The organism is Sulfurovum sp. MH2-6 (genome assembly GCF_058374785.1).
Genome location: NZ_CM178170.1, coordinates 2087256 through 2111349, shown reverse-complemented (window position 1 = coordinate 2111349; position 24094 = coordinate 2087256). Strand labels below are relative to the sequence as shown.

16 protein-coding genes are annotated in these 24094 nt (G+C 42.9%); 10 read left to right on the top strand and 6 right to left on the bottom strand.

Annotated elements, in window-relative coordinates; all coding sequences use genetic code 11:
* Positions 1-130: 130 nt before the first annotated feature.
* Positions 131-838 (top strand): carboxy-S-adenosyl-L-methionine synthase CmoA, encoded by a 708-nt coding sequence (cmoA, locus tag AC4JOV_RS10695; protein ID WP_229937600.1) that lies wholly within the window; start codon positions 131-133, stop codon positions 836-838.
* Positions 839-1164: 326 nt separating this feature from the next.
* A complete protein-coding gene (locus AC4JOV_RS10690) occupies positions 1165-2502 on the top strand; it encodes a class II 3-deoxy-7-phosphoheptulonate synthase (RefSeq protein ID WP_229937601.1) in 1338 nt (445 codons plus the stop codon).
* Between the two features lie 55 nt (positions 2503-2557).
* On the opposite strand, the gene AC4JOV_RS10685 is transcribed toward AC4JOV_RS10690, so the two are convergent.
* From AC4JOV_RS10685 to AC4JOV_RS10665, 5 genes are all read right to left on the bottom strand, one after another.
* Complete coding sequence (locus AC4JOV_RS10685) at positions 2558-3745, bottom strand: ArsS family sensor histidine kinase (protein ID WP_229937602.1); 1188 nt, start codon at positions 3743-3745, stop codon at positions 2558-2560.
* On the bottom strand, positions 3745-4398 hold the full coding sequence (locus AC4JOV_RS10680; protein ID WP_229937603.1) for a response regulator transcription factor: 654 nt from the start codon (positions 4396-4398) through the stop codon (positions 3745-3747). Before AC4JOV_RS10680 ends, AC4JOV_RS10685 begins: the two co-directional genes overlap by 1 nt.
* A 60-nt stretch (positions 4399-4458) precedes the next feature.
* Positions 4459-6453: an FIST N-terminal domain-containing protein gene (locus tag AC4JOV_RS10675; RefSeq protein ID WP_229937604.1), complete on the bottom strand. Its 1995-nt coding sequence runs from the start codon at positions 6451-6453 to the stop codon at positions 4459-4461.
* 34 nt (positions 6454-6487) lie between these two features.
* A complete protein-coding gene (locus AC4JOV_RS10670) occupies positions 6488-7231 on the bottom strand; it encodes a response regulator (RefSeq protein ID WP_229937605.1) in 744 nt (247 codons plus the stop codon).
* 368 nt (positions 7232-7599) lie between these two features.
* A complete protein-coding gene (locus AC4JOV_RS10665) occupies positions 7600-8397 on the bottom strand; it encodes a shikimate dehydrogenase (protein WP_229937606.1) in 798 nt (265 codons plus the stop codon).
* A 212-nt stretch (positions 8398-8609) separates the two neighbouring features.
* On the opposite strand from AC4JOV_RS10665, the gene AC4JOV_RS10660 reads away from it, so the two are divergent.
* The 8 genes from AC4JOV_RS10660 (at position 8610) to AC4JOV_RS10625 (ending at position 22460) form a co-directional block, all read left to right on the top strand.
* Complete coding sequence (locus AC4JOV_RS10660; protein ID WP_491522207.1) at positions 8610-10859, top strand: TonB-dependent receptor; 2250 nt, start codon at positions 8610-8612, stop codon at positions 10857-10859.
* 12 nt (positions 10860-10871) lie between these two features.
* A complete protein-coding gene (locus AC4JOV_RS10655; protein ID WP_229937608.1) occupies positions 10872-11534 on the top strand; it encodes a sulfite exporter TauE/SafE family protein in 663 nt (220 codons plus the stop codon).
* Positions 11535-11543: 9 nt separating this feature from the next.
* A complete protein-coding gene (locus AC4JOV_RS10650; RefSeq protein ID WP_229937609.1) occupies positions 11544-13889 on the top strand; it encodes a 4Fe-4S binding protein in 2346 nt (781 codons plus the stop codon).
* Positions 13882-14865, top strand: a complete 984-nt coding sequence (locus tag AC4JOV_RS10645) for a 4Fe-4S binding protein (protein ID WP_229937610.1) — start codon at positions 13882-13884, stop codon at positions 14863-14865. Before AC4JOV_RS10650 ends, AC4JOV_RS10645 begins: the two co-directional genes overlap by 8 nt.
* Positions 14858-16141 carry a 2-hydroxyacyl-CoA dehydratase subunit D gene (locus AC4JOV_RS10640; RefSeq protein WP_229937611.1) on the top strand — a complete coding sequence of 428 codons (1284 nt, stop codon included), beginning with the start codon at positions 14858-14860 and terminating at the stop codon, positions 16139-16141. The genes AC4JOV_RS10645 and AC4JOV_RS10640 overlap by 8 nt, the downstream gene beginning before the upstream one ends.
* Positions 16142-16144: 3 nt before the next feature.
* A complete protein-coding gene (locus AC4JOV_RS10635) occupies positions 16145-16951 on the top strand; it encodes an acyl-CoA dehydratase activase (protein WP_229937612.1) in 807 nt (268 codons plus the stop codon).
* 15 nt (positions 16952-16966) lie between these two features.
* Positions 16967-20074: an efflux RND transporter permease subunit gene (locus tag AC4JOV_RS10630; RefSeq protein WP_229937613.1), complete on the top strand. Its 3108-nt coding sequence runs from the start codon at positions 16967-16969 to the stop codon at positions 20072-20074.
* A gap of 175 nt (positions 20075-20249) precedes the next feature.
* Positions 20250-22460 (top strand): TonB-dependent receptor, encoded by a 2211-nt coding sequence (locus AC4JOV_RS10625; RefSeq protein ID WP_229937614.1) that lies wholly within the window; start codon positions 20250-20252, stop codon positions 22458-22460.
* Between the two features lie 225 nt (positions 22461-22685).
* Here the strand turns inward: AC4JOV_RS10625 and AC4JOV_RS10620 are convergent, their stop codons facing one another.
* Positions 22686-24092, bottom strand: a complete 1407-nt coding sequence (locus AC4JOV_RS10620; RefSeq protein WP_229937615.1) for an anthranilate synthase component I family protein — start codon at positions 24090-24092, stop codon at positions 22686-22688.
* Positions 24093-24094: the final 2 nt, after the last annotated feature.

The following is a 24094-nucleotide window of genomic DNA, read 5'->3' as shown; positions in this document are numbered from 1 at the left end:
GGATATAGCTTTAATATCAATAAAATATTTCTACCTTTAAAGAAACGATGACAAAGTTGAAAGTTTCTTTACATGGTTTGCTTCCACTATTGGGTATAATGCTAAAAAAGAGAATGAAGACAAAGACAGGATGAAAGATAAAGTATTTGATAAGCCGATAGAGAAGAAGTTTGAATTTGATGAAGCCGTGGCTTCGGTGTTTGATGATATGCTCGGCCGCTCGGTACCTTTTTATGATGAGGTGAGAGCGCTGATCATCTCTGTTGTCCTGGCCGAACAGGGTGAGGGCAAACGTCTGCTTGATCTTGGTTCCTCTACGGCAAAATTTCTGCTTGACCTTGACAGTAAGCTAACTGCCAAGATGTCCCTTAAAGGGATTGATAATTCCCAGGCAATGCTGGATCGTGCCAGACAGAAGTGCCAGGCATTCGGTGCCACTATTGATCTGGAACTTGCTGATATGCTTACCTATCCATTTGGCGGAGAAGATATCATTGTCTCCAACTATACCCTTCAGTTTATCCGTCCCATGCAGCGTCCTGAATTGGTGAAGAAGATCTATGAGGGGCTCAATGAGGAGGGGATATTTATCTTCTCTGAAAAAGTGGTATTTGAAGATAAGAAGCTTGATAAACAACTGATCGATATCTATTACAGCTATAAAAAAGCGCAGGGGTACAGTGAATATGAGATCGCGCAGAAGCGTGAAGCACTTGAAAATGTGCTCATTCCTTTCACCATAGAAGAGAATATCCAGATGTGTGAAAAAGCAGGATTCAGTCAAGTCTCAACACTCTTCCAGTGGGCAAATTTTGTCACATTTATCGCTAAAAAGTAGATGTGAATAGGTGATGAGTTCTGATTCCCGCCAGCACGGGCCCCATTATTTAATATGAGTTATTCACAACTTATTCACATAGGTGAATAACTTAAATAATTATAAAAAGTAATAAATAATTTTTAATTTTTTTAAATTTGTTACATTATCGTCTTAATTATAATTTTTATTCTTTATCCTCCCGAATTTTACGCTAACGCTTTAAAATATGATATTTTGAAAATGCTGCTTAGGACTCTAAGGTTTTTAGAGGTACGCATAAGCTATAATCATCCAATTTATTACAGGGTGCCTGAGAAAGGGACCATTAGAAGAAAGGAACGACTATGAGTTGGACACCGGGTAGCTGGAGAGAATTTCCTATCAAGCAACAACCAACCTATACTGACCAGGAGGCTCTTAAAGCTGTAGAGAAAGAGCTAAGCTCTTATCCGCCGCTCATCTTTGCAGGTGAAGCAAGAAACCTTAAAGAGAAACTTGCTGCAGCAGGACGGGGAGAGGCCTTTTTACTTCAGGGAGGAGACTGTGCCGAGAGTTTTGCTGACTTCAGTGCACAGACGATCAAGAACCTTTTTAAACTCATGCTGCAGATGAATATGGTCTTGATGTACTCGACCGGAAAACCGGTTGTAAAAGTAGGGCGTATTGCAGGGCAGTTTGCAAAACCGAGAAGTGCCGACTTTGAAGAGCTGGATGGCGTAAAGCTTCCTTCATACCGTGGTGATATCATTAACAATATCGAGTTCACGGAAGAGGCACGAATTCCAAATCCTCACAATATGATCAAAGCCTACAACCAGTCTGCTGCGACACTCAACCTTCTTAGAGCGTTTTCAAGAGGAGGAATGGCGGACCTGAATAAAGTGCACCAGTGGAACCTGGACTTTATCAAAGACAATCCGCTTGGGCAAAAGTACGATGAACTCAGTACCAAGATCGACAGTGCCATGAAGTTTATGTCTGCATGCGGTCTGACAAGTGATATCATGCCTCAGCTGCAACAGACAGTGATGTATACATCCCATGAAGCACTGCTTCTGAACTATGAAGAGGCATTGACAAGACTCGATAGTGAGACGGGTGACTATTATGACTGTTCAGCACATATGTTATGGATCGGTGATAGAACGAGAGACCTCAAGGAAGCACATATCGAGTACTTCAGAGGGGTTGCAAACCCTATCGGTTGTAAAGTTGGACCGACCATGGGTGAAGATGAGCTGATTGAGCTGATCGATGCACTGAATCCGAAGAATGAAGAGGGAAGACTGAACCTGATCGTTCGTATGGGTGCTGATAAGATAGGTGAGTATTTCCCGAAACTTCTTAAGCGCGTAAGAGATGAAGGTAGAAATGTTGTATGGTCTTGTGACCCGATGCATGGAAATGTAGAAAAGAGTTCAACAGGATTTAAAACAAGGGACTTTGCCAATATCCTCAGTGAAGTAGAGCAGTTCTTTGCCATCCATAAAGAGATGGGAACCGTAGGTGCAGGTATACACCTTGAAATGACAGGTAATGATGTGACAGAGTGTACGGGAAGTACCTCTTGTGCGATTACAGAAGAAGGGCTTGCCAGCCGTTACCATACACAGTGTGATCCAAGACTGAATGCTTCCCAGGCACTTGAGCTTGCATTTATGCTTTCTGATACGATTGAGTAAACCGTTTTATCCCCAGTCTTAGCCGGGAGAACCAGAATTTTATGCAGTCAAAGCGTTATGCTTTGACCGTGAATCTATTGATCCCTTCCTTATGTTCATACGTCAATCCCATCTTATGTATATCCAGGATACTTTTTACGATATAGAGACCAAGTCCCAAGCCTTTTTTAGAGGCGTGGAATGGTTTGAAGTAGTTTTCTATCGGTTCCTGCAACATCTCTCCTCTGTTTTCTATAGAGATATCTCCCTCGTTGATGATCACTTTGATATATTTATCCGTACTGTATTTGATCCCGTTGTCCAAAAGGTTTTTAAGCGTCAGTGTGAAAATCTCAAAATCGACTTCGAGTTTAAAGTCCTTGATGATCTCAGTAGAGATGTGTTGCTTGGGGTTTTCGAACATCAAAAGATCGATACTGGCTTCTACCAGATCCGAGGCTTTGTAGGGCTTGATAGAGAGTTGAAAGTTTTTTGAGGTGATCTGCTCTATCTTTGCAAACTCATCGATCAGCAGGTTGAGCCTCTCAAAGATACTGTGCATACGTGCTTTACTCTTTTCATCCGGCAGCATTTCACTTACAAGCCTCCCTTTTCCGATAGGTGTTTTAAGCTCATGCATTATGGCACGCAGAAAGAGCTGACGTGACTGCAGGAGTTCCCGTATCATCTCTACAGCATGATCAAACTCGTTGGCCACTTCGGCGATCTCATCATTCTTATCACTTTTGCAAGAGATGTTGAGGTTACCCTGTGAAAAGGTTTTGATCTTGTTCTTGAGTACCGATAGAGGCCTTAGACTTCGAATGATCCACATATAGAGTATGAGGATAAGTACAAATACGATCGTAAATACAATTACTCTTTTGAACGGGAACTTTGCTTTATTTTTATTTTCCAGGATCAGCTTGAAGCGGTCATTGTTGATCAGTAGAATACGTTTCAGGCGAAAGGTATCTACGGCATAGCGTTTGTACTTTCCTTTCTCCTTGAAAAAACTTTCGATCTGTACAAGCATTCCTTTATCTGTGATAAGAGACATATTCTGTGCATCGAGATAGGCCTCATCGACTTTTCCGGTTTGGAGATAATAGGTATAAATATAGTGGGCGATTTCCCGTTCCTGTGCCTCTGTATGCTCCAGATACTGACTCTGATCATATTTGATAGAGGCCATAAAGAGTGCGGCAAGCAGCACAAACGTAACAGAAAATACCAGGTTGATTTTATTGCGTAGTGAAGTCATCAGACGAGTTTGTACCCTACGCCGCGTACAGCCTGGATACGTTTGGGATCACCCAGTTTTGCCCGTATCTTGGAGATGATCACATCAAGACTTTTGCCTTGAGAATCGATACTCATGGTTCCCGAAGCGTTGATGATCTGTTCTCTGGACTGGGTGATCCCCTGATGTCTCACAAGCAGAGAGAGGACCTCAAACTCAGCCGGGGTGAGTGAAAGTGCCTGCCCCTGAAAATAGATCGTATCACCCTTTGTCTCAAAATCACTCTTAGGCAGGCTTTGCCCGCTCTCTTTGCTTTTTGAGTAGCGTCTAAGCAGTGAGGTGATACGTGCATACATCTCTTTGGGGTCATACGGTTTAGGCAGATAATCATCTGCACCAAGAGCCAATGCATCTACCTTGTCATTGATATCGGAGCGGGCTGAGGAGATGATGATGGGGATATCATATTTGCGTCTGATCTCCTCGCATACTTCCAGCCCGTCCATCCCCGGCAGGGTAAGATCAAGGATAGCCAGATCGTATTTTTTGACACCGGCACTCAGTCCCAGGTAGGGATCTTCATAATTCGTTACTTTGATATCATATTGAGCCAGATACTCACTGAGGAGTTCAGCAAATTCCGGATCATCTTCAATCATAAGGATATTGATCATATATATACTCCTTTAGTCCCTCTATTTTAATCACTTAAGGTTAATCATTTTCAAATGCTTCTATCCCAATTTACCGGATGAAACAGGCAGCTTGATAATAAAAGCGGTACCGTTATCTGTGTTGGAAAACCCGATAGATCCATCAAGGTGTTGTTCCACGATCACCTTTGACATATAGAGGCCTATCCCGGTACCATCTTTCTCTTTCGTGGTAAAATAGGGCTCGAAAATTTTCTCACGGATCTCTTCTGGAATACCTCCGCCATTATCAGTGATACGGATTGAGATATATGGACCGGCAGTCGTTACATTGATCATAATTTTACCATTTTCTATGTTGTAACTGTTGATCGCATCTTTGGCATTTTTGATCAGGTTGAGTATCACCTGTTTGATCTCATTGGGATAGGAGAAAATCCGCTGGATAGGGTGTTCTATCGTCATGGCAAGTGAGATGTCATCGCTCTGAAGCTGGTCACCTATGATCGACTTGAGACTGGTGATCACTTCGGAAATATCTGTGATCTCCTTTTCCCGGTTGGGTTTAAAGAACTCTCTAAAGTCATTGATGGTGGTACTGAGGTGCTCGATATAGGTATTGATATCTTTGAGTTTCGACTCCAATATCGTCGGATCCAGAGTATTTAGCTGGCTCTTTAAAAGCAGGGAAGAACTGACCGAAGAGATCGTGTTCAGGGGTTGTCTCCATTGATGAGCGATCATATTGATCATCTCTCCCATTTGAGCCAATTTGGACTGCTGAAGAAGCAGTTGGTCTTTCTTCCTGTTTTCGGCAACCTCATGCCTGATGATCGATTGTTGTTTTTGGTTCAGCTGCATCAGCTCTTCGGTTGTTTGTGCGATGAGATGTGACAGTGCATTGACGGTTTTTACAGAATCGTTGTAGTGTACCGATGTTTTCTCTTCATGAGCGAATCTCTTGATTTCAGGATTTTCGCTCAGTATCAACAGGGTAAGGGTTTGATTGAGAAGTTCCGCCTGATTGCATGAGTGAAAGAACTCACCATAGGTAAAAAACCCATTGATATTTACGGGATTTTGATTGAATTCAAGCTTGCTTTTGAGATGCTGTCCCATCAGTCTTCTTCGTGCCATACAGGAGTAGATAAAGATAGACTCCGCAGGTACCATTTGCGTCTTTTGCATCACCTCTTCCCTGTGATAGAGTATGTTCTCAGTATTGCCATATCCAAAATGGACCTTTTCTCCCTCTTTGAGGTTACCGGCAAAGGAGAGGGAGCCGTCGGAATGTTTCCTTACAACTGCTCTGGCGGTATCGATGCCTTCTCTTTGGACAATGAGAGGAAACTCTACACCGGTCGAGGGAAGCTTGTCCCTGATCTCCTCTCCAAGATACTTGGCATAGACCTCAGTAGCATTCATCCCGTCGATCGTATAGACCCTGTTTTTTTTGCTTTTGGTAATGGTAAGCGTTTTACCTATCTTTTGCCATCCGAAACTGCTGTAGTTGGATACGATAAGGTCATTTCCATAGAGTATGGCAGTTACTGCACCGTTGGAAGTGATACCTTTGTCACTGAAGACATAGGTCTGCTTGAATTGTCCATTGTCTCCTGCTAAACCACCTGCAATGATCATCTCATGATTGATACTTGAGAGACCCTTGAGAAACTCCTCTCCGTTAGTGTGCAGACCGTCTGTAAAGCAGATCGCTGCCTTGATCTTCTCTTCAACCGGAAACCTCAGTGCCAATGCTCTCCCCAACTCGTAACTTCCGGGCTTCTTCTCGGATATATAGGTCTCTATAGAAGTGGTGTTAAAAATCGAAAAAGATATCAGTGTATCTTTCTGGATGATCTTCCTGTTGTCAATGATACCGTCACTGGTAGCACCGACAAGTCTGCTTTGGGGAAGGAGGGAGAGAAGTCTGTCGACAAGTGAAGAGATAAATTCCTTGTCTATGATCCCTGTAAATACCTGTATCAGGATATGCTCTTCCTCTGTCAGGTTATGTGCCCGGATAAACGTTTCGAGTTGGGTATTGTCCGTATAGGTGAGGTTAATTGTCTTCATCGTACGCTACTGTAAGGGAAAATAGGAGATAGAATTATTGATTTTCATACACTGCTTCGTTGAGTTTATACCCTAATGTTTTATTGTTGATGATAAAGTTATCGGGCAGCTTGCTCTTAAATCTTTTGAGGATACCGTGTATCGAGTGGCTGCTGAAATCCTTAAGGGGGTCTTCAAAGAAGAGATGATCAAAGATCTGTTCAAGGGAGCAATAGTGTTGGCCGTTATCTAAAAGAAAGTCCAGAAGTTTGACCTCATTCTGTGTCAGCATAATCTCCTGGTCTGATTTGAAGAGTCTTTTGGTTTTTGCGTCATAGCGGTAGTTCTCTATAAATGTATAACTTCTTTTTTCCAGTGCCTCTTTAAAGATCCTTTGGAGTTGTTGGAGTAGTTGATCCAGCATTAGGGGTTTTTTGATAAAACCGCTTACATTGAGGTTGATCAATGGTACAAGATACGTCTCATCCTGATAGGCTGAAAGGATCAATGTCTTTTGCTTCGGATTGATCTTGTAGATTGATTCGATCATATGAATACCGTTGATACGGGGCATTTTGATATCTGTGATCACTAAGTCAAAGTATTGACCGGAATCATTGTACTTATCGATATAGCATGCCATGCCATGTTCACCATTGTCGGCAGGTGTAACCGTTCCGAAAATATCTTCAAAAAGAGAGAGCGAAGCCACCTGACTCTCTTTATGATCCTCTACATAGAGTACTTTCAGTCTCTTGCAATAGGATACAATCTGCTCTAGTGTAGTTGCTTCGTTCATAGATCACCCTCATATGGATCAGTTTAGTGTAAAGTTCTGTTGATAGTTACTCCCATACGCACTTTCTGCATGCCTATATAAATGAGTAGAATAAATATGATTGTTTATTGTATCATAGTCTTTTAAAAATTTTTGATAGTAGATGAAGTATAAAGAATAGAGATATACCTGCTTTGTGACGAGGAAGGTATCATGAATATAAAGCACGTATGGAAGGACTCTCTAGACTTTTATATAAACTAAAAAGGTAATATACTGTTCTATATATCGACACCCTCTCTTCCCCGCCTAGTATTTTACACTCCCTTGTTGTCATTTGATTGTCATAGATCAAAATAAGAGTATAGTTATGGAAAGCGAGGAGAAGTTTAGAGAAGGAATGCTCTTCTCATATGTGGCAGTATCTCCTCAAAGCTGTAGGTATGACCGGTAAAGTGTTCAAAGGCGATGATTCCCTGATAGAGCAGCATGTCGGCACCGTCTTTTGTGGGCTTGTTATGGCTCTTGGCAAGTTTGAGAAACGGTGTCTCTTTACCGTAGATCACATCGATACAGGCTTTAGCAGATGGTATGACTTGGTCAAGTATCTCTTTGGGACAAGGCAGCGAATCATCTTCCAACCCTGCTGAGGTCATATTGATCACAAGGTCAAAGTGCTGCGGTTGAAAGTTCTCGAATGTATAGGTCTCAAACCCCTCTTCCCGGTATCGTTCCAGGCGGCCTGCACTGCGGTTGAGGATCGTCACTTCATATCCGGCCTCCTTGAGTATCATTGAGGTGGACTGTGCCGTACCTCCTGCACCCAAAAAGAGCACCTTCTTCGCCCCCTTGAATTCGTTGATCGCTTTGAGAAAGCCGGGGGCATCGGTATTGTAACCATAGAGTTTTCCCTCCCTCTCCACGATGGTATTGACTGCACCGACTTTTTGGGCAAAAGGGTCCAATATATCACAGGCCTGGTAGGCGTGCTCTTTGTGCGGGACGGTGATATTGATCCCTTTGAGTCCCAGTGCAAAAAATTTCTCTCTGAGCTTCTCACCCTCTTCAAGCAGGTAGCGGTTGTAACATCCGTCGATCTTCAGGCCCTTAAATGCAAGATTATGCATCAAGGGTGATTTGGAGTGGGATACGGGGTTTCCGAAGAGTGCAAAAAGATGTTTTGACATAGTCTGTCCTTGGTTTTGATCCTCTAATTTTAGCTTAGAGTTGCTTAGCGAGGGAAAAAAGAATACAAAGTCTTGACGGATAATTAACAGATAATTAACATTAATTTAATAATATCTTATAGCAAAAAGAGGAGGTCTGTCCGTACTGCTTCACTACGCCAATAGAAAAAGGTACGGATAGACACATATTACACCGTAAAAGTATAACAGTGATGATTATATCATGCCGTTGTTATATTTACGTTATTTTTCCTCTTTTTGCAAAAACAGGGGAGGGGAAAATGAATAAAATAAAAGTAGGGTTGGTTACTTCTGCTTTACTGCTTGGTACGTCAAGTACGATGGCAGTAGAAGATTTAGGGGAGATTACTATTGAATCATCGACAGTAAATGTATTGGAAAGTTCAAAAACTTCAGAGGTTTCTACAGTCAGTTTTATTGATGAACAAAGAATAGAAGAGGTTGGCCCGAAACAATTAAATGAGGTATTGAATCAGGTGCCGGGGGTAACGGCAGATTTTCAGGCACATGAAGAGGTGGAGATACATATCAGAGGTGTAGGTCAGCAAGAGTTTATGTGGGAAGATACAGGTGTTGCACTTATCATTGACGGTGTACCTGTCTATACGAAAAGTGGTTCGTATAGACTTAACTTAAGTGATATAAAAAGTATCAAAGTGATCAAGGGATCAGCATCGTATCTTTATGGTAATACAGCAACAGCCGGTGCAGTTATTATTACAACATCCAGGCCAAAAGGGAGTGAAAATAAAATCTCTTTATCTACAGAATTTGGTAGTTATAAGTATCGGGATCATACAGCTGAAGTATTACATAGTGGTGAAAACTATGCGGTGAATTTGAATATGAACAAGAGAACAAACGATGGTTATTGGACAGATTCAAAAGATTGGTCAAAATCAATTGGAGGGAAATTTACCTATTATATTTCAGATTCGTCCGATGTGACTTTGGGGATCGATAGAACCAAAAAATATGAACAAGGGGGAAGTGTAAGTGTTTCCGGCGTTGACGAAGCAAAAACGAATCCTAAAGGAGATCCAGCGACCTCTTTTATTCAAAATGAAACCAAAGATCTTAACAAATACTTTTTAAAGTATAACAAGGACTTTGAGAACGGCGGAAATTTTGTAGCAACCATTTATAACTATCTTGATAAGTATGAATATGATTCCTCACCGCAGGATACAGATCTTAATGGTGATCCCATGGATATAGTTCCCGGAAGTCATAATATTACAGAGAAGAAGCAAAAAGGGTTAAAAGCAGAATACAGAGAAGCGTTCGGTAACAAATTTGCCTATATGCTCGGTGGTGAATTGGGCGATATCAAATATACGAGTGCACGTGATACAATCGCATCATACTTGGATGATGATAATGTATCCCACTATGAGGGTGAAACATCCTATACTGTAGATAAACAAAAACTGTATGCATTGTATAGCGAATTTAAATATGCCTTTACCGGGAAGTTTAATACGACATTCAATATCAGACATGATATACAGACAAACGGTTATGATAATTTAAGTTACCTCTATGACGATTCAACAGGTTGGGGAACCTACGGTACAGAACTGGAAAAGACATACAGGAATACTTCATACAGATTTGGTGGCGTGTATAATGTCAGTGAATCAAATGCTTTTTTTGCCAATGTATCTACTGGTTTCAGGACACCGCAAGTGGATAAAATACAAAACAATATCAATTTATATGACAAAGGTAAGATTGATAGTGTCGGGAATATAGAAACACAAACATCAATGAGTTACGAAATAGGAAATAGAGGTAAGATACTCGGTCATGATTATGAGGTGACACTCTTTCAAATCGATACAAAAGATATCATAGGTTACGAAGATGGTACCTATGCTATGAGTGTTGGCGGCAGTACCTATACAACGAATATCGGAGATAGTAGGAACAGAGGTTTGGAACTTAGTGTAAAAAGTGATGCTGCAAAACAATTCTCCTATAATATCGCATATACCTATTTGGACTCTGAGTATACAAAACACAATCCGATTGTACACGGAAGAAGGGTCAAAACAGCAGGATCATATGATGTTGTAGGGAACGAGTTACCGAGGGTGCCTCACCATAAACTAAATATCTATTCCACCTATAAAGCAACACCGCAGTGGAGAGTTATTTCTGAGATATATGCACAGTCAGAGTATTTTGCAGATGAAACAAATTTCATCAAGATGCCCGGGTATGCCTACTTGAATCTTCAAACGAGATATAACATGACGGTTGGTGGAAATCACTTGGAACTCTTTGCAAAAGTCAATAATGTTTTTGACACGCATTATTTTAGAACAGTCTATTACACAAGCGACAAGAATAAAAACGGCTTATTTGATGATAACGATGTTTCGATCAGAGTTGATCCGGGTAGAATGATCTACGCAGGTATAAAATACAGTTTTTAAGAAGTTGAAACAGTGGAAAATATAACATTTATCTCACTTTTTGTTATCGGGTTTTCCTATGGTGCAACGGCATGTATGTTTTCATGTATGCCGTTTCTGGCACCTTTGCTGATAACCAATTCAAACAGTTTTTATGAATCTTCCAAAGTGGTACTGCCGTTTAGTCTGGGGAGGGTTTTTACGTATACGCTTATCGCCATTGCCGCTTCTTTCAGCAGTGTCATGATCAAATCAGTGTTACATAATAACCAGCTCTTTCAACTACTTTTAGGAGCTTTTACTCTGTTGATGGGTCTTTTGGTTCTATTCAGAGTCTTTAAAACGCAAAAAAGTTGCAGCAGTTCATCACACGCAGATCAGGGAGAGAAGAGTAAAAGTGCCGTGGGATTGTTTCTGATAGGTGCTTTGGTCTCATTGAACCCTTGTGCGCCTATTTTGACTCTGATCACTTTAAGTGCCAATACAACATCGTTTTTGAGTTCGGTGTTATATGGGGGCTCATTTGGTTTAGGTGCTGTTTTGGTTCCTTTTCTGTTTTATACATTTTTTGTAGGAAATATATTTAGGGGACTGATAGAACAGTTTAGAAAATATATGAAATTAATTGAGATTTTTGCTGCAAGTTTACTGATTGTCACAGGGATAATGGTATTTGCAGGAAAAATTTCGTTGTAAGGAAAATTGATGGTTGATTTTATCAAGCGGGACAACAATGATCTGTTCAAAAATCCCGTTTTTGCTTTTTTATTCAAAAACAGTAAGTTTTTGTTTATTTTGAGGGTCTCTGTGGCTGCACTCTTTTTTTATGCGATCTATTACGGATTTGCAAACCCTTCCAAAGAGAATATCTTTACGGGGGCAGTGTTCTGGGGAGTATTCTGGGCGCTCTTTATGGTCGTTACACTGGCATCGTTCGGGCGTATATTCTGCGGTATCTGTCCGCACGGTTTTCTGGGAAAATATATCACCAGATTCGGTTTGAAAAAAACGATGCCCAAATGGATGCAGAACAGATATATCGGTATCACTATTTTGGTTCTCGGATGGTGGGGAATCTACTACACCTTTGAGGGCTTTTGGAAATCACCGTTCAATACGGCTTTGATGTTTGGGGTGATGACGCTGTTTGCCTTCATCCTCTACTATATCTACAAGGATATGAGCTACTGTAAATATATCTGCCCTATCGGAACACTGACACGAGCCTATGACAAAATCTCTTCTACGAAGCTTGAAACCTATACGGATGCTTGTAAAGAGTGTAGGACATTTGAGTGTGCATCAGCCTGCCAGTATGATCTCAAACCTTTTACCTTTGCAAAGAAAAATCAGACCGATGACTGTACCCTCTGTATGGATTGTGCCGTAAGCTGTGAAGCAGTGAAGTTCAAGATCACCAAACCTGCCGAACAGCTGGGCAGCAAACTGAAGATCCTGAGCGCAGAGGTGTGGACCTATATTTTGATCTTTGCTTCGATCCCGGTTTCTATGGGATTTGCCCACGGTCTCAACAGAAGCAATATCGCCGATGCGTTTATCTGGAACAAAACCGCAGCATTGTTGGGCCTGGGTGAGTATGGCAGCGGATTTGCCTTTCTTTATGCGTTGATCATCAGTATCTTTTTTGCGACGTTAGGACTCTATCTTGCCTCTAAAGTGCTCAGAAAAGATTATGCTTCGACCTTTACCACCTTGGGGGTTGCCTTTATCCCGTTGTTTATCTTTGCTTCTCTCGGGCATACGCTGGAGATGTTCTTTATCAAGGATTACCAAACAATCATGCATGGTTTTGCCCAGGGGTTCGGCTTGAATATCGAAGTGGAAGCATTGGCGAAAAGGGGTGACGGATGGCTGCATTATTTTAAACTTTTCAAATGGATCGGAGTGATTTGGGCACTGGTGATCCTCTATAAACGTATCAAATTGATCGATGCAACGAAATTCAGAAAAGTAGCGGGATACTTCTTTGCCTCATCGATGATCCTCTTTTATATCGGGCTGAACCTCTATACGGGATATGTATTCAGCAGATACGGAGCAAAATCCATGGGGCACGGCGGTCACGGAAGTCATGGCGGAAAACCGACACATCAAACCCAGGCTAATCCGGTAGACGGGGAGAGAAAAAGCTCAAGCCATCAACAGAGAAGCGTAGCTCCCGGTCAACCTTTCTATTTTTCACTCACTGATCCAACCGTAAAGCAGAGTCAGAGCAGCCATATGTTTGGCGGTGGCAGACCCGGCAGTAAAAAAGAGATCCCTGCAAAAAATGTCTGGCTTGTCTATGGTGATATTGACGATAAAAAACTTTACCGATCCGGAACGCTGGATACATTTTATTACGGTCTTGATCGTCAGGAAAAACCGATCACAGAAAAGTCAAGCAGAGGGAAAAAGGTGCTCAGCTTTGAAGTTCCGAACAATGGCTACTACCATCTGTTTGCAGTCGATGAAAGCCAAAAGGGCGCTGAGAGATTTTATCGCGTAGCCAAACTGGAATATCTGCGCGGTATGCACGGCGGTGAAGATATCTACGACCCGAAGATCAAACAAGCGCTTTCTCAGGACCATACAAAGATCGATCTGGTACGTATCAAAAGCCAGGAGGAGGAGAGTTTTTTCCATAGACATGCTATGGGAGACAGACTCACTTTTAAAGCGTTATTTGAGAATCAACCGTTGGCAGATGCCAACGTAAAAATTACTTTGCAGTCGGGATGGACAAAAACGTTAAAAACAGACAGTGACGGATGTGTAACCATCCAACTGATCAGAGACTATTTCCCTGAGTGGGAAGCGTATGACAAGAGATTCGAGCAGGAGTTCCTTATCACTTTGGAACATAAAGCAGAGGGTACAAACTATCTTCTAACCTATCCGGCAACCTATTATCCCAATACAAATGACTACCAGTCCTACGGCTATGCGCTCTTGTTGATCACTCTGACACTGCTTATTGCAGGTCTCATCATCTACCGTTTCAGACGTAACAGAACAACCCCTTTCAGGGAGGTAAGAATCGATGAATAAGATGAAAAAAATGATCAACAATATGAACCTGCAAAAGGTTCGGTTTATCATCCAGCTGTTAAGCTTTATCCTTTTTGTTTACGGCGGATATTTTGCTATTGACCTTGGATCGAGGCTTCCTGTTTTTGCCTGTCCTTATAACGGTGAATCGGGAGGAGCATGCTATCTTATCCCCTTGCAGCACCAGCTCTCTATGCCGGCACAGATCCTTCTTGGCGGGGCAGGTATCGCCGTCATTACAGGGTTTTTAGGGTTTCTCTTTTGGTTTATCTTTCTCAATAAAGGATGGTGCGGATATGTCTGCCCGTTTGGAACGCTTCAGGACTGGCTTACCTATCTGCGTAAAAGCATGGGGATACGCTACTCAACCTACAGCCAGAGCCAGTTTGAAAAACTTTCAAAGGTAAAATATATTTTCCTTGTGATCGTCATTTTCTTCCCTCTGCTTATGGGGATAGGCGTGCTTGGCGGTGAATGGTCTGCAGCATTTTGTAAAATGTGTCCCGCAAGGATCATATCCCCTACATTCAGCGGGGATTTTTCCCAGTGGGCCATTGACTTTTCCAGTAAAACGGCAATGGTCTTGACCGCACTCGGGATGCTTTTCGCAGGACTGTTTCTGGTGGGAAGTTTTGTCAAGAAAAGGTTCTTCTGTTTCTTCTGCCCTATGAGCGCACTGCACTATATCTTCTCAAAGTTCTCCATCGTTCAGTTGAGAAAAGACGGGAGCAAGTGTACACGGTGCGGTGACTGTTATGCGGTGTGTGATATGCAGATCAAAGATATCGCCGATAATGTCACGGATGTCAATATCCTGAGGGATGATTGTATCCTCTGTCTTAAATGTGTGGCGGCATGTCCAGAAGATGATGCGCTCCATTTTGATATCTTGAAATTCAGAGCATTCAGCTCGACCAAAGAGGGGTTTGAAAAGAGAATGGGAATGGAAAAACCAAAGGAGTTGCACCATGACTAACACTAGAGGTAAAAATCATCATATAGAGTCACCTGAAGAGAAACAGAACCGCCATAAAGCGATGGAAGCGATCAGTGTGATCAACTCGCTCAAAGAGGAGTTTAAAAATCCGATCGATGCTATGGGGTACTTCTACAGACTTTTTGAAGAGGTCTATTGTCATCAAAAATCACTTCATGAGGATAAACTGAAAGTGGGAACTATGTGTATCCAAATCCCAAGCGAGATCATCTATGCGTTTGACGCGGTACCGATCCGTCTCTGTAACGGTTTTTATACCGATGATGATATAGGGAGTGATCTGCTTCCCCAAAAAGCGTGTCCATTGGTGAAAGCCACAGTGGGGCATTTTGCAAGCGGGAACTTCAGTGATAAGCCGGATTTTGTCTACTCTCCAACTACCTGTGACCAGAAGACCAAAGCCGGGGCAACGATAGAGGGGTTCGGGTATGAAGTGATAGATGTCGATTTCCCGCGCGTCAAAGAGTCCGAGATCAGCAGGGAGTATTTTAGAAGAAGTATACGCGATTTCACGCTCGACCTGGCAAAAAAAACGGGAAAGAAGCTCACGAAAAAAAAGCTGCGTGAAACGATCAGTAAAATAGGATATGCCCAAAGTCTCTATCACAGACTGTGTGAGTATAGAAAAGAGAAAGAGATCGTGATCAACGGAAACGATATGTTCCTGGTGACCAATGCTTTTTTCTTCGACAGGATCGACAGCTGGACCGATGCCGTTGAAACGCTTCTGGATGAGTGTGAAAAAAGAAGAGATGAAAACCTTACAGTCGCAGCCAAGGTCAGTCCGCGCATCGTCTATACCGGTTCACCCCCGATCTTTCCGAACTATAAGATCCCTATGCTGATCGAACAGTCCGATGCAGTGATCGTAGCAGATGAGACCTGCAGTTCAAATCGGATGTTCAATGACAGGGTGGCAGTAGACGAGTGGTTTGTAAACGATATGTTGGACTCCATGGCGGATAAATATCTCAAAGCCTGTACCTGTCCGATCTTTACCAAAAACGATGATCGGATACGCAGGGTGATTGATCTGGTCAACTCCTATGATGCCGACGGAGTGATCTATCAGGCATTTGCAGGGTGTACGGTCTATGAGCTGGAGCAGAGAAGCGTACTGGAGGCGATGGAGAGAGAGGGGATACCTATACTCTATCTGGAGAGTGACTACTCTCCAAGCCAGGGGGGACAGCTGAGTACCCGTGTGGAAGCCTTTGTAGAGTCTCTTAAAATGAAAAAAAGAAAACAAGGATAGAGGATGAAATACTTTGCAGGGATAGATATCGGCTCAACTGCCATCAAGATCTCTATAGCGGATGAGAACAAAGAACTGGTAGGGCACAAGATCAGCGCAAGCGGGAGCATGTTTTACAAATATGCGCATGAGACACTCGATGCACTGCTCAATGAACTGGGGTTGACGAAAGAGGATATCGTCTATACCGTTGCAACGGGGTACGGAAGAAAGATCTTTAAAGAGGCCGATGAGAATATCAGTGAGATCACAGCCAACGCGATCGGGGCAAGGGCTGCTGCAAGAGAACACGGGCAGATCAAGACGATCATCAATATCGGGGGACAGGACAGCAAGGCGATCTCTCTCGATGACGACGGAGGTGTCGTCAACTTTGCGATGAATGACCGGTGTGCCGCAGGTACGGGGAAGTTTTTGGATGCCTGTGCGATGAACCTTGAGATCGGCGTAGAGGAGCTGGGGATCAAACACTTTGACTCAACCGGTACTCCACTCTCCATCAACAGTACCTGTGCGGTATTCGCCGAATCCGAGATCATCGGGCTGCTTGGGAATGAACACAGCGTTGAGGATATCGTCTGCGGTGTGCACTACTCCATCGCCAAGCGGATCGTCAAACTTGTCAAAAGAGTGGGGGTTAAAGAGGGGATCTATTTTGACGGCGGGCCGGCACTGAACGCTGGGCTGGTCAATGCGATAGAGAATGAACTGAGTAAAAAGATCTTCATCCCCCAATATCCGCAGATCACCACCTCGTATGGTGCAGCGATCATAGGGATAGACTCCTACCATTATGAAAACAGACTATAGTGTACAAGAGGTTTGATGTTTGATCGTATTATTAAATTTTTCATCGAAAACTACAAGATAAACTATGCACTGTTTATCTTTCTCTTCGCAGCCGGCATCTACACCTATAGCAAGATCCCCAAAGAGGTCAACCCTACGGTAGAACCATCCAGTATCAGAGTGAGCGGGAACTACAGCGGTACTTCGGTAGATATCTTAAACAAAATGGCTGTCACCCCTTTGGAAAAACAGCTGAAAAATGTCGTAGGGGTCAAAGAGATCATCTCAACGATCAATCCGGGCAAATTTTCTATCGTACTGGAACTTGATCCCAATGAAAAGAAAGCACAGATCAAAGAGGATGTAAAAGATGCCATCACATTGATCACGCCTGATCTTCCTTCAGATATGGATGAACCGATTATTAAAGCGGTCGCCCATGCCAGGTCTTTAATGTTCGTATCTATCCTCTCATCTACCTTATCCAAGGGTCAGCTTGTTGAAGAGGCAAAAGCGCTTAAAGAGACACTTTTGGATATCCCTTATGTCTCGGATATTACGATTTTCGGAGAGTCGGATCAGTACTATGAGGTAGCGTTTGATGAAGAAAAGATTGATGCCTACAATATCAGTAAAAAAGCGCTGGTAAATGTGATCGGTGAACTCTCCTATACCTTTCCACTGGGAATGATCGATGCAAAGAACAATCAATACTTTCTTTCCACTGCCAATGGGAAAAAAGAGACAGAGGATCTGGAAAATACGCTTTTGCAGATCAACGATCAATTCCTCTATCTGAGAGATATTGCAACGGTCTCTAAGCGTTATAGCGACTCATCCACATTGGCCAGCATGAACGGAGAGTCTGCCATTACGCTTGCCATATCGCAAAATCCCAAAGGGGATGCGATCACCATCTCCGAAGCGATCAATCAAAAACTGCAGGAACTTACGACGGAAGATATCATTTTCGATGTCAAAAGAGACTACTCCTTTGCCGTCAAAGAGAGCCTGAATGTCGTCTTCTCGAATATCATATTCGGGATAGTGCTTATCGCGATGTTTACGATACTCCTGATCAATGCACGTATGGCACTGGTGATCATTATGGGTATTCCTACCTCTTTTGTGATGGGAGCGATCTATTTTTATTTCACGGGATACAGTATCAATGTGCAATCACTGGTAGGGGTACTGCTGGCCATAGGTATCATCGTTGATGATGCCATCGTGGTCAGTGAAAATATACAGCAATATCTGGAAAAAGGGTATGCTCCCACAGAGGCGGCTTTTTTAGGAACAAAAGAGATGGCAAAACCGGTATTTTGGGCCTCTGTTACCACGCTCTTCTCTTTTATCCCGCTTCTGATGATCACTGGGACGATGGGGGAGATCATCAAGCTTATCCCTATCGCATTCTCTGCACTTGTGTTTGCTTCACTGATAGAGTCTTTTATCTTTCTGCCGATTCACAGCAGCCATATCCTGAAACAGAATGCCAAAGCACTCTCCTGGGAGAAGAGTAAGCGTACCTATGTAAAAGTTTTAAAATTCCTGATGGGACATCAAAAAAAATTTTTACTGATCTTTGTGGTCAGTGTCCCTCTCTTGATCGTGATCAGTGTCTATCACTCCAAGTTTCATATGTTCAACAGGTTCGATTCCAATAGCATCACGATCACTTTTAAGGGCAATAAACAGATGACCCTGGAAGAGACTTCGGCAATGATCAAGATGATCGAAAAGGATCTGTTGGATCAACAAGAGCAATTCTTTATCAAAAATGTCAGTTCGACGGCAGGCCACAGAAGGACGGCTACGGGTGATACGGAGATGTATCCTTATGTGGGGAATATCACTGTGGAACTCTATGAGAAAAAGCCCTCCAATGTGTTTGAAAGGGTTATCACACCGTGGCTGAGTATCTACTACGAAGCGGAAGGGAAGATCCGTCCTTTATCCTCACAAGAGGTTTCAAAAATGGTACGGGGATGGCTCAAAAAGCAGCGTTACAAAAAAAGATTTCAACTAGAGCAGATCATGGTGGTAGAGAGAAGGATGAATGCCGTGAAGGCAGATATACGTATAGGACTGGTAAGCAGTGACTATCAAAAGTCCCTCCAGGGTATCAATCTGCTTCAAGAGCAGATCAATGCCATCAAAGGTGTCAAATATGCAGGAAATGATATCAAGTTCGGAATCGATGAACTGAAATTTGAGATCAATGCTTACGGGGAGTCTTTGGGCATTACAGAGAAACAGCTTGGGGATTATCTGTCAAATCTCTATCTGGAAAAACAGATCGGTACCATTTACGGGAAAGAGGAATCTTATGAGATAAAAATAACCTCCCAATATAAAAGCGATATAGACTATTTTCAAAATCTTCCGATTCCGATCGGGGAGAATCTGGTTGTTCCTTTGCATGAGATCTGTGACATTCAAACGATCCAATCATTGGAAAAACTGGTCAAAGATAACGGTGTCACGACCTTCTATCTCTTTGCAAACGTGGATAACGATATCATCACTTCATCAGAGGTGTTAAAACAGATAGAACCAACCATTGCAGAACTAAAAGAGGAGGGGATCAAGTTCATATTCAGAGGGGAGCAAAAACAGAAAGAGGCACTCAAGATGGAGATGCTTCTGTCGATCATTCTGGCGATAAGCCTGATCTTCCTTTCCCTGCTTTATCTCTTTAACTCGATCAGGGAGACGCTTCTGGTGATATCGGTGATCCCTTTCTCCATGCTGGGACTCTATATGGGACACTTTTTGATGGGGAACCATATCACTGTTCCCTCACTGATCGGTGCGATCGGATTGGCAGGGGTCATTGTAAACGACGGGATCATTATGATGAATTCATTGAAAAATGCAAAAGATCCAGAAGCATTTTATCTCCATGCGGCACGAAGATTCAGGCCTATTATCCTTACTTCCCTTACAACGATCATCGGTCTTTTTACCCTGATCTTTTTTGCTACCGGGATGGCAGTCAGTTTTCAGCCTATGGCAATCACGATCGGGTTTGGATTATTGTGGGGTACGATACTGAATCTTTTATACCTTCCTGTCATGTATAGCTACATTAAGAAAGTAAGAGATCAACAGGCTAACGTAAAATTAACAGAAAATTAACATTAATTTAATAATATCTTATAGCAAAAAGAGTAAGTCTGCCTGTATCACTTCACTATGCCAATGGGGAAAGGTACGAAGAGATAGAGATTACAGGGTAAAAGCATAACGGTCATGAGTATATCATACCTTTCTCTTTTACAACTCTTTTACGCTTTAAGGAGGAAAGGAAAAAATGGAAAGAGTAAAGACGGGGATAGTTGTTTCAAGCCTTTTATTGGGCCTGTCAGCTGTGAATGCAACGGAAGATCTGGGGGAGATTCAGATTTATTCATCAACCATTGATGATAAGTTTGAAGCAAAGAAGGGAGAAGCTTCATCAGTGACAACCATCAGCGGGGAAAAGGTTGAGGAAGCACATGCGACAAATATTAACGAAGTATTAAGATCCATTCCGGGGATCACATCAGAAGTAACGACAGGGGATTCGTTAAAGATACATATCAGAGGGGTCGAAAACCAGATGTACATGGGTGAAAAACCGGGAGTTGCAGTGGTGATCGACGGTGTACCTGTATTTGAAAGAACAGGAAGTGTCAATATCGATCTTGACAATATCGAAAGCATCAAGGTGATCAAAGGCGGTGCCTCTTATCTCTTTGGTGATGATGCGTTAAGTGGGGCTGTGATTATTACGACCAAGAAGGGTGCAAAGTATGATCATAATTTTGTCTCTGTTGAAAAGGGGAGTTTCGGTTATCAGAAACTTTTGGCAAGAACCGGTTATTCAAATGAGGATTTGAGTTTTCATCTTCAAGCCAGCGAGAGAAAAGCGGACGGGTATCATGAGGACTCTGATTATTCGGCAAAATACCTTAACGGTAAACTGCAATACTATATAGATGAAACATCGGATATCACTTTTGGTGCAGAGTACTCCAAAAGGGAAAAGGATTCTCACGGTACGGTCGGGGGAGCGACTGAGGCTGCGAACAATCCTAAATCGATTTATCTCGGAGACCAGGATAGCCGTGACTATACCAGAGATTTTGATGTTGAACTCGGTAAGTTCTTTGCCACGTACTCCAAGGATTTTGAAGATAACTCAAACCTTCTTGTCAACGCCTATGTCTATACAGATGACACAGAGTTCATATCTGCACCACAGACCAAAGATGCGAACGGTACGAAGCAAGACTATTTTGATGATAATGACTATGTTTACAATAACTACTATGAACAGACACAAAGAGGAATTAAAAGTGAATACAGAACAGCATCTGAATCTCATGCAACACTTCTAGGTCTGGATCTTCGGTCGAATGAGTATAAGAATAAAAGCACCTATAGGGTAGCCCAGGCACTTGTAGTCTACGGAGGACCGAGCGCAGGTGTCTATCCGGACTACTACCAACCGGGAGATTTCAAGAGTGACAGTGCTACAGATGAAAAGGTCTTTGCCCTCTATGGCGAATACAAGTATGCACTCAGTAAAAAGTGGAGTGTGACCTCTAACCTTCGATATGATTTGATCAAGTTGGATTATTCAGACTATCTGGATAACGCTTACAAGGAAGACTTTAACGTGTGGTCCTATAGGCTGGGTACCAACTATCAATTCAATGACAATACCGCATTCTATGCCAACTTCTCTACAGGATTTAGGGCACCGACTGTACAGCAACTCTATGCCGGTGATGTCAGTACATGGGGGGATACGCAAAACAACCCGGATCTGGATCCTGAAAAATCTCTCAACTATGAGGTAGGGGTCAGGGCGATAAAAAGCGGAATCACCTATGATGTGTCACTCTTTCAGCTTGATAGAAAAGACTATATCATGAAGACCACGGGTAACTATGGGGAGAGTGACGGCAGTATCGTAGAGATGTGGGATAACATCGGCGGGGCGAGACATAGAGGGTTGGAACTTGCTGTAAGCGGTCAGCTGATGAAACATCTCAATTTCAATCTTGCATATACCTATCTGGATGCTGAATATACAGACTATAAAAACTTCGGTATCGCAATGGGGGAGAGTACCTCCTGGTCAACTGCACCTGTATACTATTATGACGTTACAGGTAACACGATCCCGAGAACTTCCAAACATCAGTTCAATATTATTACAGAGTATCTGGCAACAGATAATTTAAAGTTTACAACCGAGATCAATGCAAAATCAAACTATTATGCTGATGATTTGAATCAAATAAAAATCGGCGGTCATGCTACGTTGGATCTTGGGGTAGATTATAAAACGAAGTTTAACGGATATGAAGTACGTATGTTTGCCAGGGTAGACAATATCTTTGACAAGCAGTATTACAACACTGCCAGATCAAGCAGTGACAGAAATGAAGACGGTGTATTTGATGCTGAAGATCTTTCAATCACGGTTAACCAGGGACGTATGGTTACCGCAGGGTTGAGTATGAAATTTTAGTCTCTTGCAGACCAAACACTAACACCTACAATAGAGAGAGTAAGGTAAACCCTTACCTCTTCTTAGCTTTTCCCCACGCAATTTACAAGCGGATCGCAGAGACTTTACAGCCATGGTTTTCACTATTCAGATGAATCGTTTTTTATCAGGAGAGAAGTCTTTAGAAGCGTGCAGAGTCCGGATAGCGTGACCGGACTTTTAACGCGCAGATAGTGAAAATGACTTTTAGAGGGTTTCCATCTCTTGGAGGGTTGCCAGAAGAGCTCCGAGTTTATTCTTCACCTCAAGATACTCAAGTTCAGGGATAGAGTCTGCTACGACTCCTGCCCCTGCCTGCAGGGTGATCGAGTCAGGTTTGATCAACGAGGTACGGATGGCGATAGAGGAGTCCATATTACCGTTGAACGAGAAGTAACCTACGGACCCGGAGTAGAATCCGCGTTTAAGCCCCTCATACTCTGCGATCAGCTCCATCGCTTTGATCTTCGGTGCCCCTGTCATCGTCCCGGCTGTAAATGTTGCAGCAAAGAGGTCGAACATATCTTTATCCTCAGCGATCATCGCCTCTACATCAGAGACCAGGTGCATGACATGGGAGTATCTCTCTACGCGCATCATCTCGGTCACCTGTACCGTTCCTACTTTGGCTACACGTCCTACGTCGTTCCGTCCAAGATCGATGAGCATCAGGTGTTCCGCACGCTCTTTTGGATCAGCCAGCAGTTCCGCTTCAAGCTCTTTGTCCCTTTGGTGTGTCTTCCCTCTTTTGCGTGTACCTGCGATCGGACGCAGAAGGATCTCACCGTTTGTAAGCCGTACCATGACCTCAGGACTTGAACCGCAGATAGAGAACTCCTCATAATCAAGCAGGAAGAGATACGGTGAAGGGTTCTTGGAACGAAGGATCCTGTAAAAACTCAGCGGATCGATCTTCCCCCTCTGCGTATAACGGTTGGCAAGCAGTATCTGGAAGATATCTCCTGCACGGATATTCTCTTTACACTCATCAACCATCTGCTTGAAACGTTCCTCTTCGATACTGAACTCACCTTCGCCTTCCAGTTCTACCGGAATAAGAGGCATCGGTGTACATATATCGGTAAGGGACTTTTCGATCTCGTTGAACTCATTGCTTAGACGTTCATCGTTGAGAATAAGCGTGAGCTTTGCACTTTTGTGCGAGTAGGCGATGATGATCGATGGGCGTACGAGGTCCATATCCGGTGTGTCCAGTGGATCGTGCAGATTATCCATACTTTTTTCCAGAACCGGCTCAAAGACCTTTACCATATCGTAGCCGATGAAACCGATAAAACCGTCTACAAAAGAGAATCCGACCTCTGACGCTTTTGCCTGATACGCTGCCTGGTCCAAAGAGGCATAGTAGGATTTTAAAAAACTAAAAGGGCTCTCTGTGAGGTTCTGAACCCTTCCGCTCTGATCTGTGTAACATGTAGTTTTCTCTTTATAGCTGAGACGCTCCTGTGCCCCTATGGTAATAAAGGAAAAATTTCCATCCGCTGTGTTGACGACGCTTTCAAAGAGCATGGTGACCTCTCCGGGAAAGAGTGTTTTGATCTTCCCGTAAAGTGCTACCGGTGTGAGTTGGTCAAATAGTATTGTTTTATGCATAA

What these genes read in the sequence shown, in the direction of transcription:
- AC4JOV_RS10640 (WP_229937611.1), top strand. Translation starts at nt 14,858, where the DNA reads ATGACTAACACTAGAGGTAAAAATCATCATATAGAGTCACCTGAAGAG.
- AC4JOV_RS10625 (WP_229937614.1), top strand. Translation starts at nt 20,250, where the DNA reads ATGGAAAGAGTAAAGACGGGGATAGTTGTTTCAAGCCTTTTATTGGGC.
- AC4JOV_RS10660 (WP_491522207.1), top strand. Translation starts at nt 8,610, where the DNA reads ATGATTATATCATGCCGTTGTTATATTTACGTTATTTTTCCTCTTTTT.
- AC4JOV_RS10665 (WP_229937606.1), bottom strand. Translation starts at nt 8,397, where the DNA reads ATGTCAAAACATCTTTTTGCACTCTTCGGAAACCCCGTATCCCACTCC.
- AC4JOV_RS10630 (WP_229937613.1), top strand. Translation starts at nt 16,967, where the DNA reads ATGTTTGATCGTATTATTAAATTTTTCATCGAAAACTACAAGATAAAC.
- cmoA (WP_229937600.1), top strand. Translation starts at nt 131, where the DNA reads ATGAAAGATAAAGTATTTGATAAGCCGATAGAGAAGAAGTTTGAATTT.
- AC4JOV_RS10620 (WP_229937615.1), bottom strand. Translation starts at nt 24,092, where the DNA reads ATGCATAAAACAATACTATTTGACCAACTCACACCGGTAGCACTTTAC.
- AC4JOV_RS10690 (WP_229937601.1), top strand. Translation starts at nt 1,165, where the DNA reads ATGAGTTGGACACCGGGTAGCTGGAGAGAATTTCCTATCAAGCAACAA.
- AC4JOV_RS10645 (WP_229937610.1), top strand. Translation starts at nt 13,882, where the DNA reads ATGAATAAGATGAAAAAAATGATCAACAATATGAACCTGCAAAAGGTT.
- AC4JOV_RS10680 (WP_229937603.1), bottom strand. Translation starts at nt 4,398, where the DNA reads ATGATCAATATCCTTATGATTGAAGATGATCCGGAATTTGCTGAACTC.
- AC4JOV_RS10650 (WP_229937609.1), top strand. Translation starts at nt 11,544, where the DNA reads ATGGTTGATTTTATCAAGCGGGACAACAATGATCTGTTCAAAAATCCC.
- AC4JOV_RS10670 (WP_229937605.1), bottom strand. Translation starts at nt 7,231, where the DNA reads ATGAACGAAGCAACTACACTAGAGCAGATTGTATCCTATTGCAAGAGA.
- AC4JOV_RS10685 (WP_229937602.1), bottom strand. Translation starts at nt 3,745, where the DNA reads ATGACTTCACTACGCAATAAAATCAACCTGGTATTTTCTGTTACGTTT.
- AC4JOV_RS10675 (WP_229937604.1), bottom strand. Translation starts at nt 6,453, where the DNA reads ATGAAGACAATTAACCTCACCTATACGGACAATACCCAACTCGAAACG.
- AC4JOV_RS10635 (WP_229937612.1), top strand. Translation starts at nt 16,145, where the DNA reads ATGAAATACTTTGCAGGGATAGATATCGGCTCAACTGCCATCAAGATC.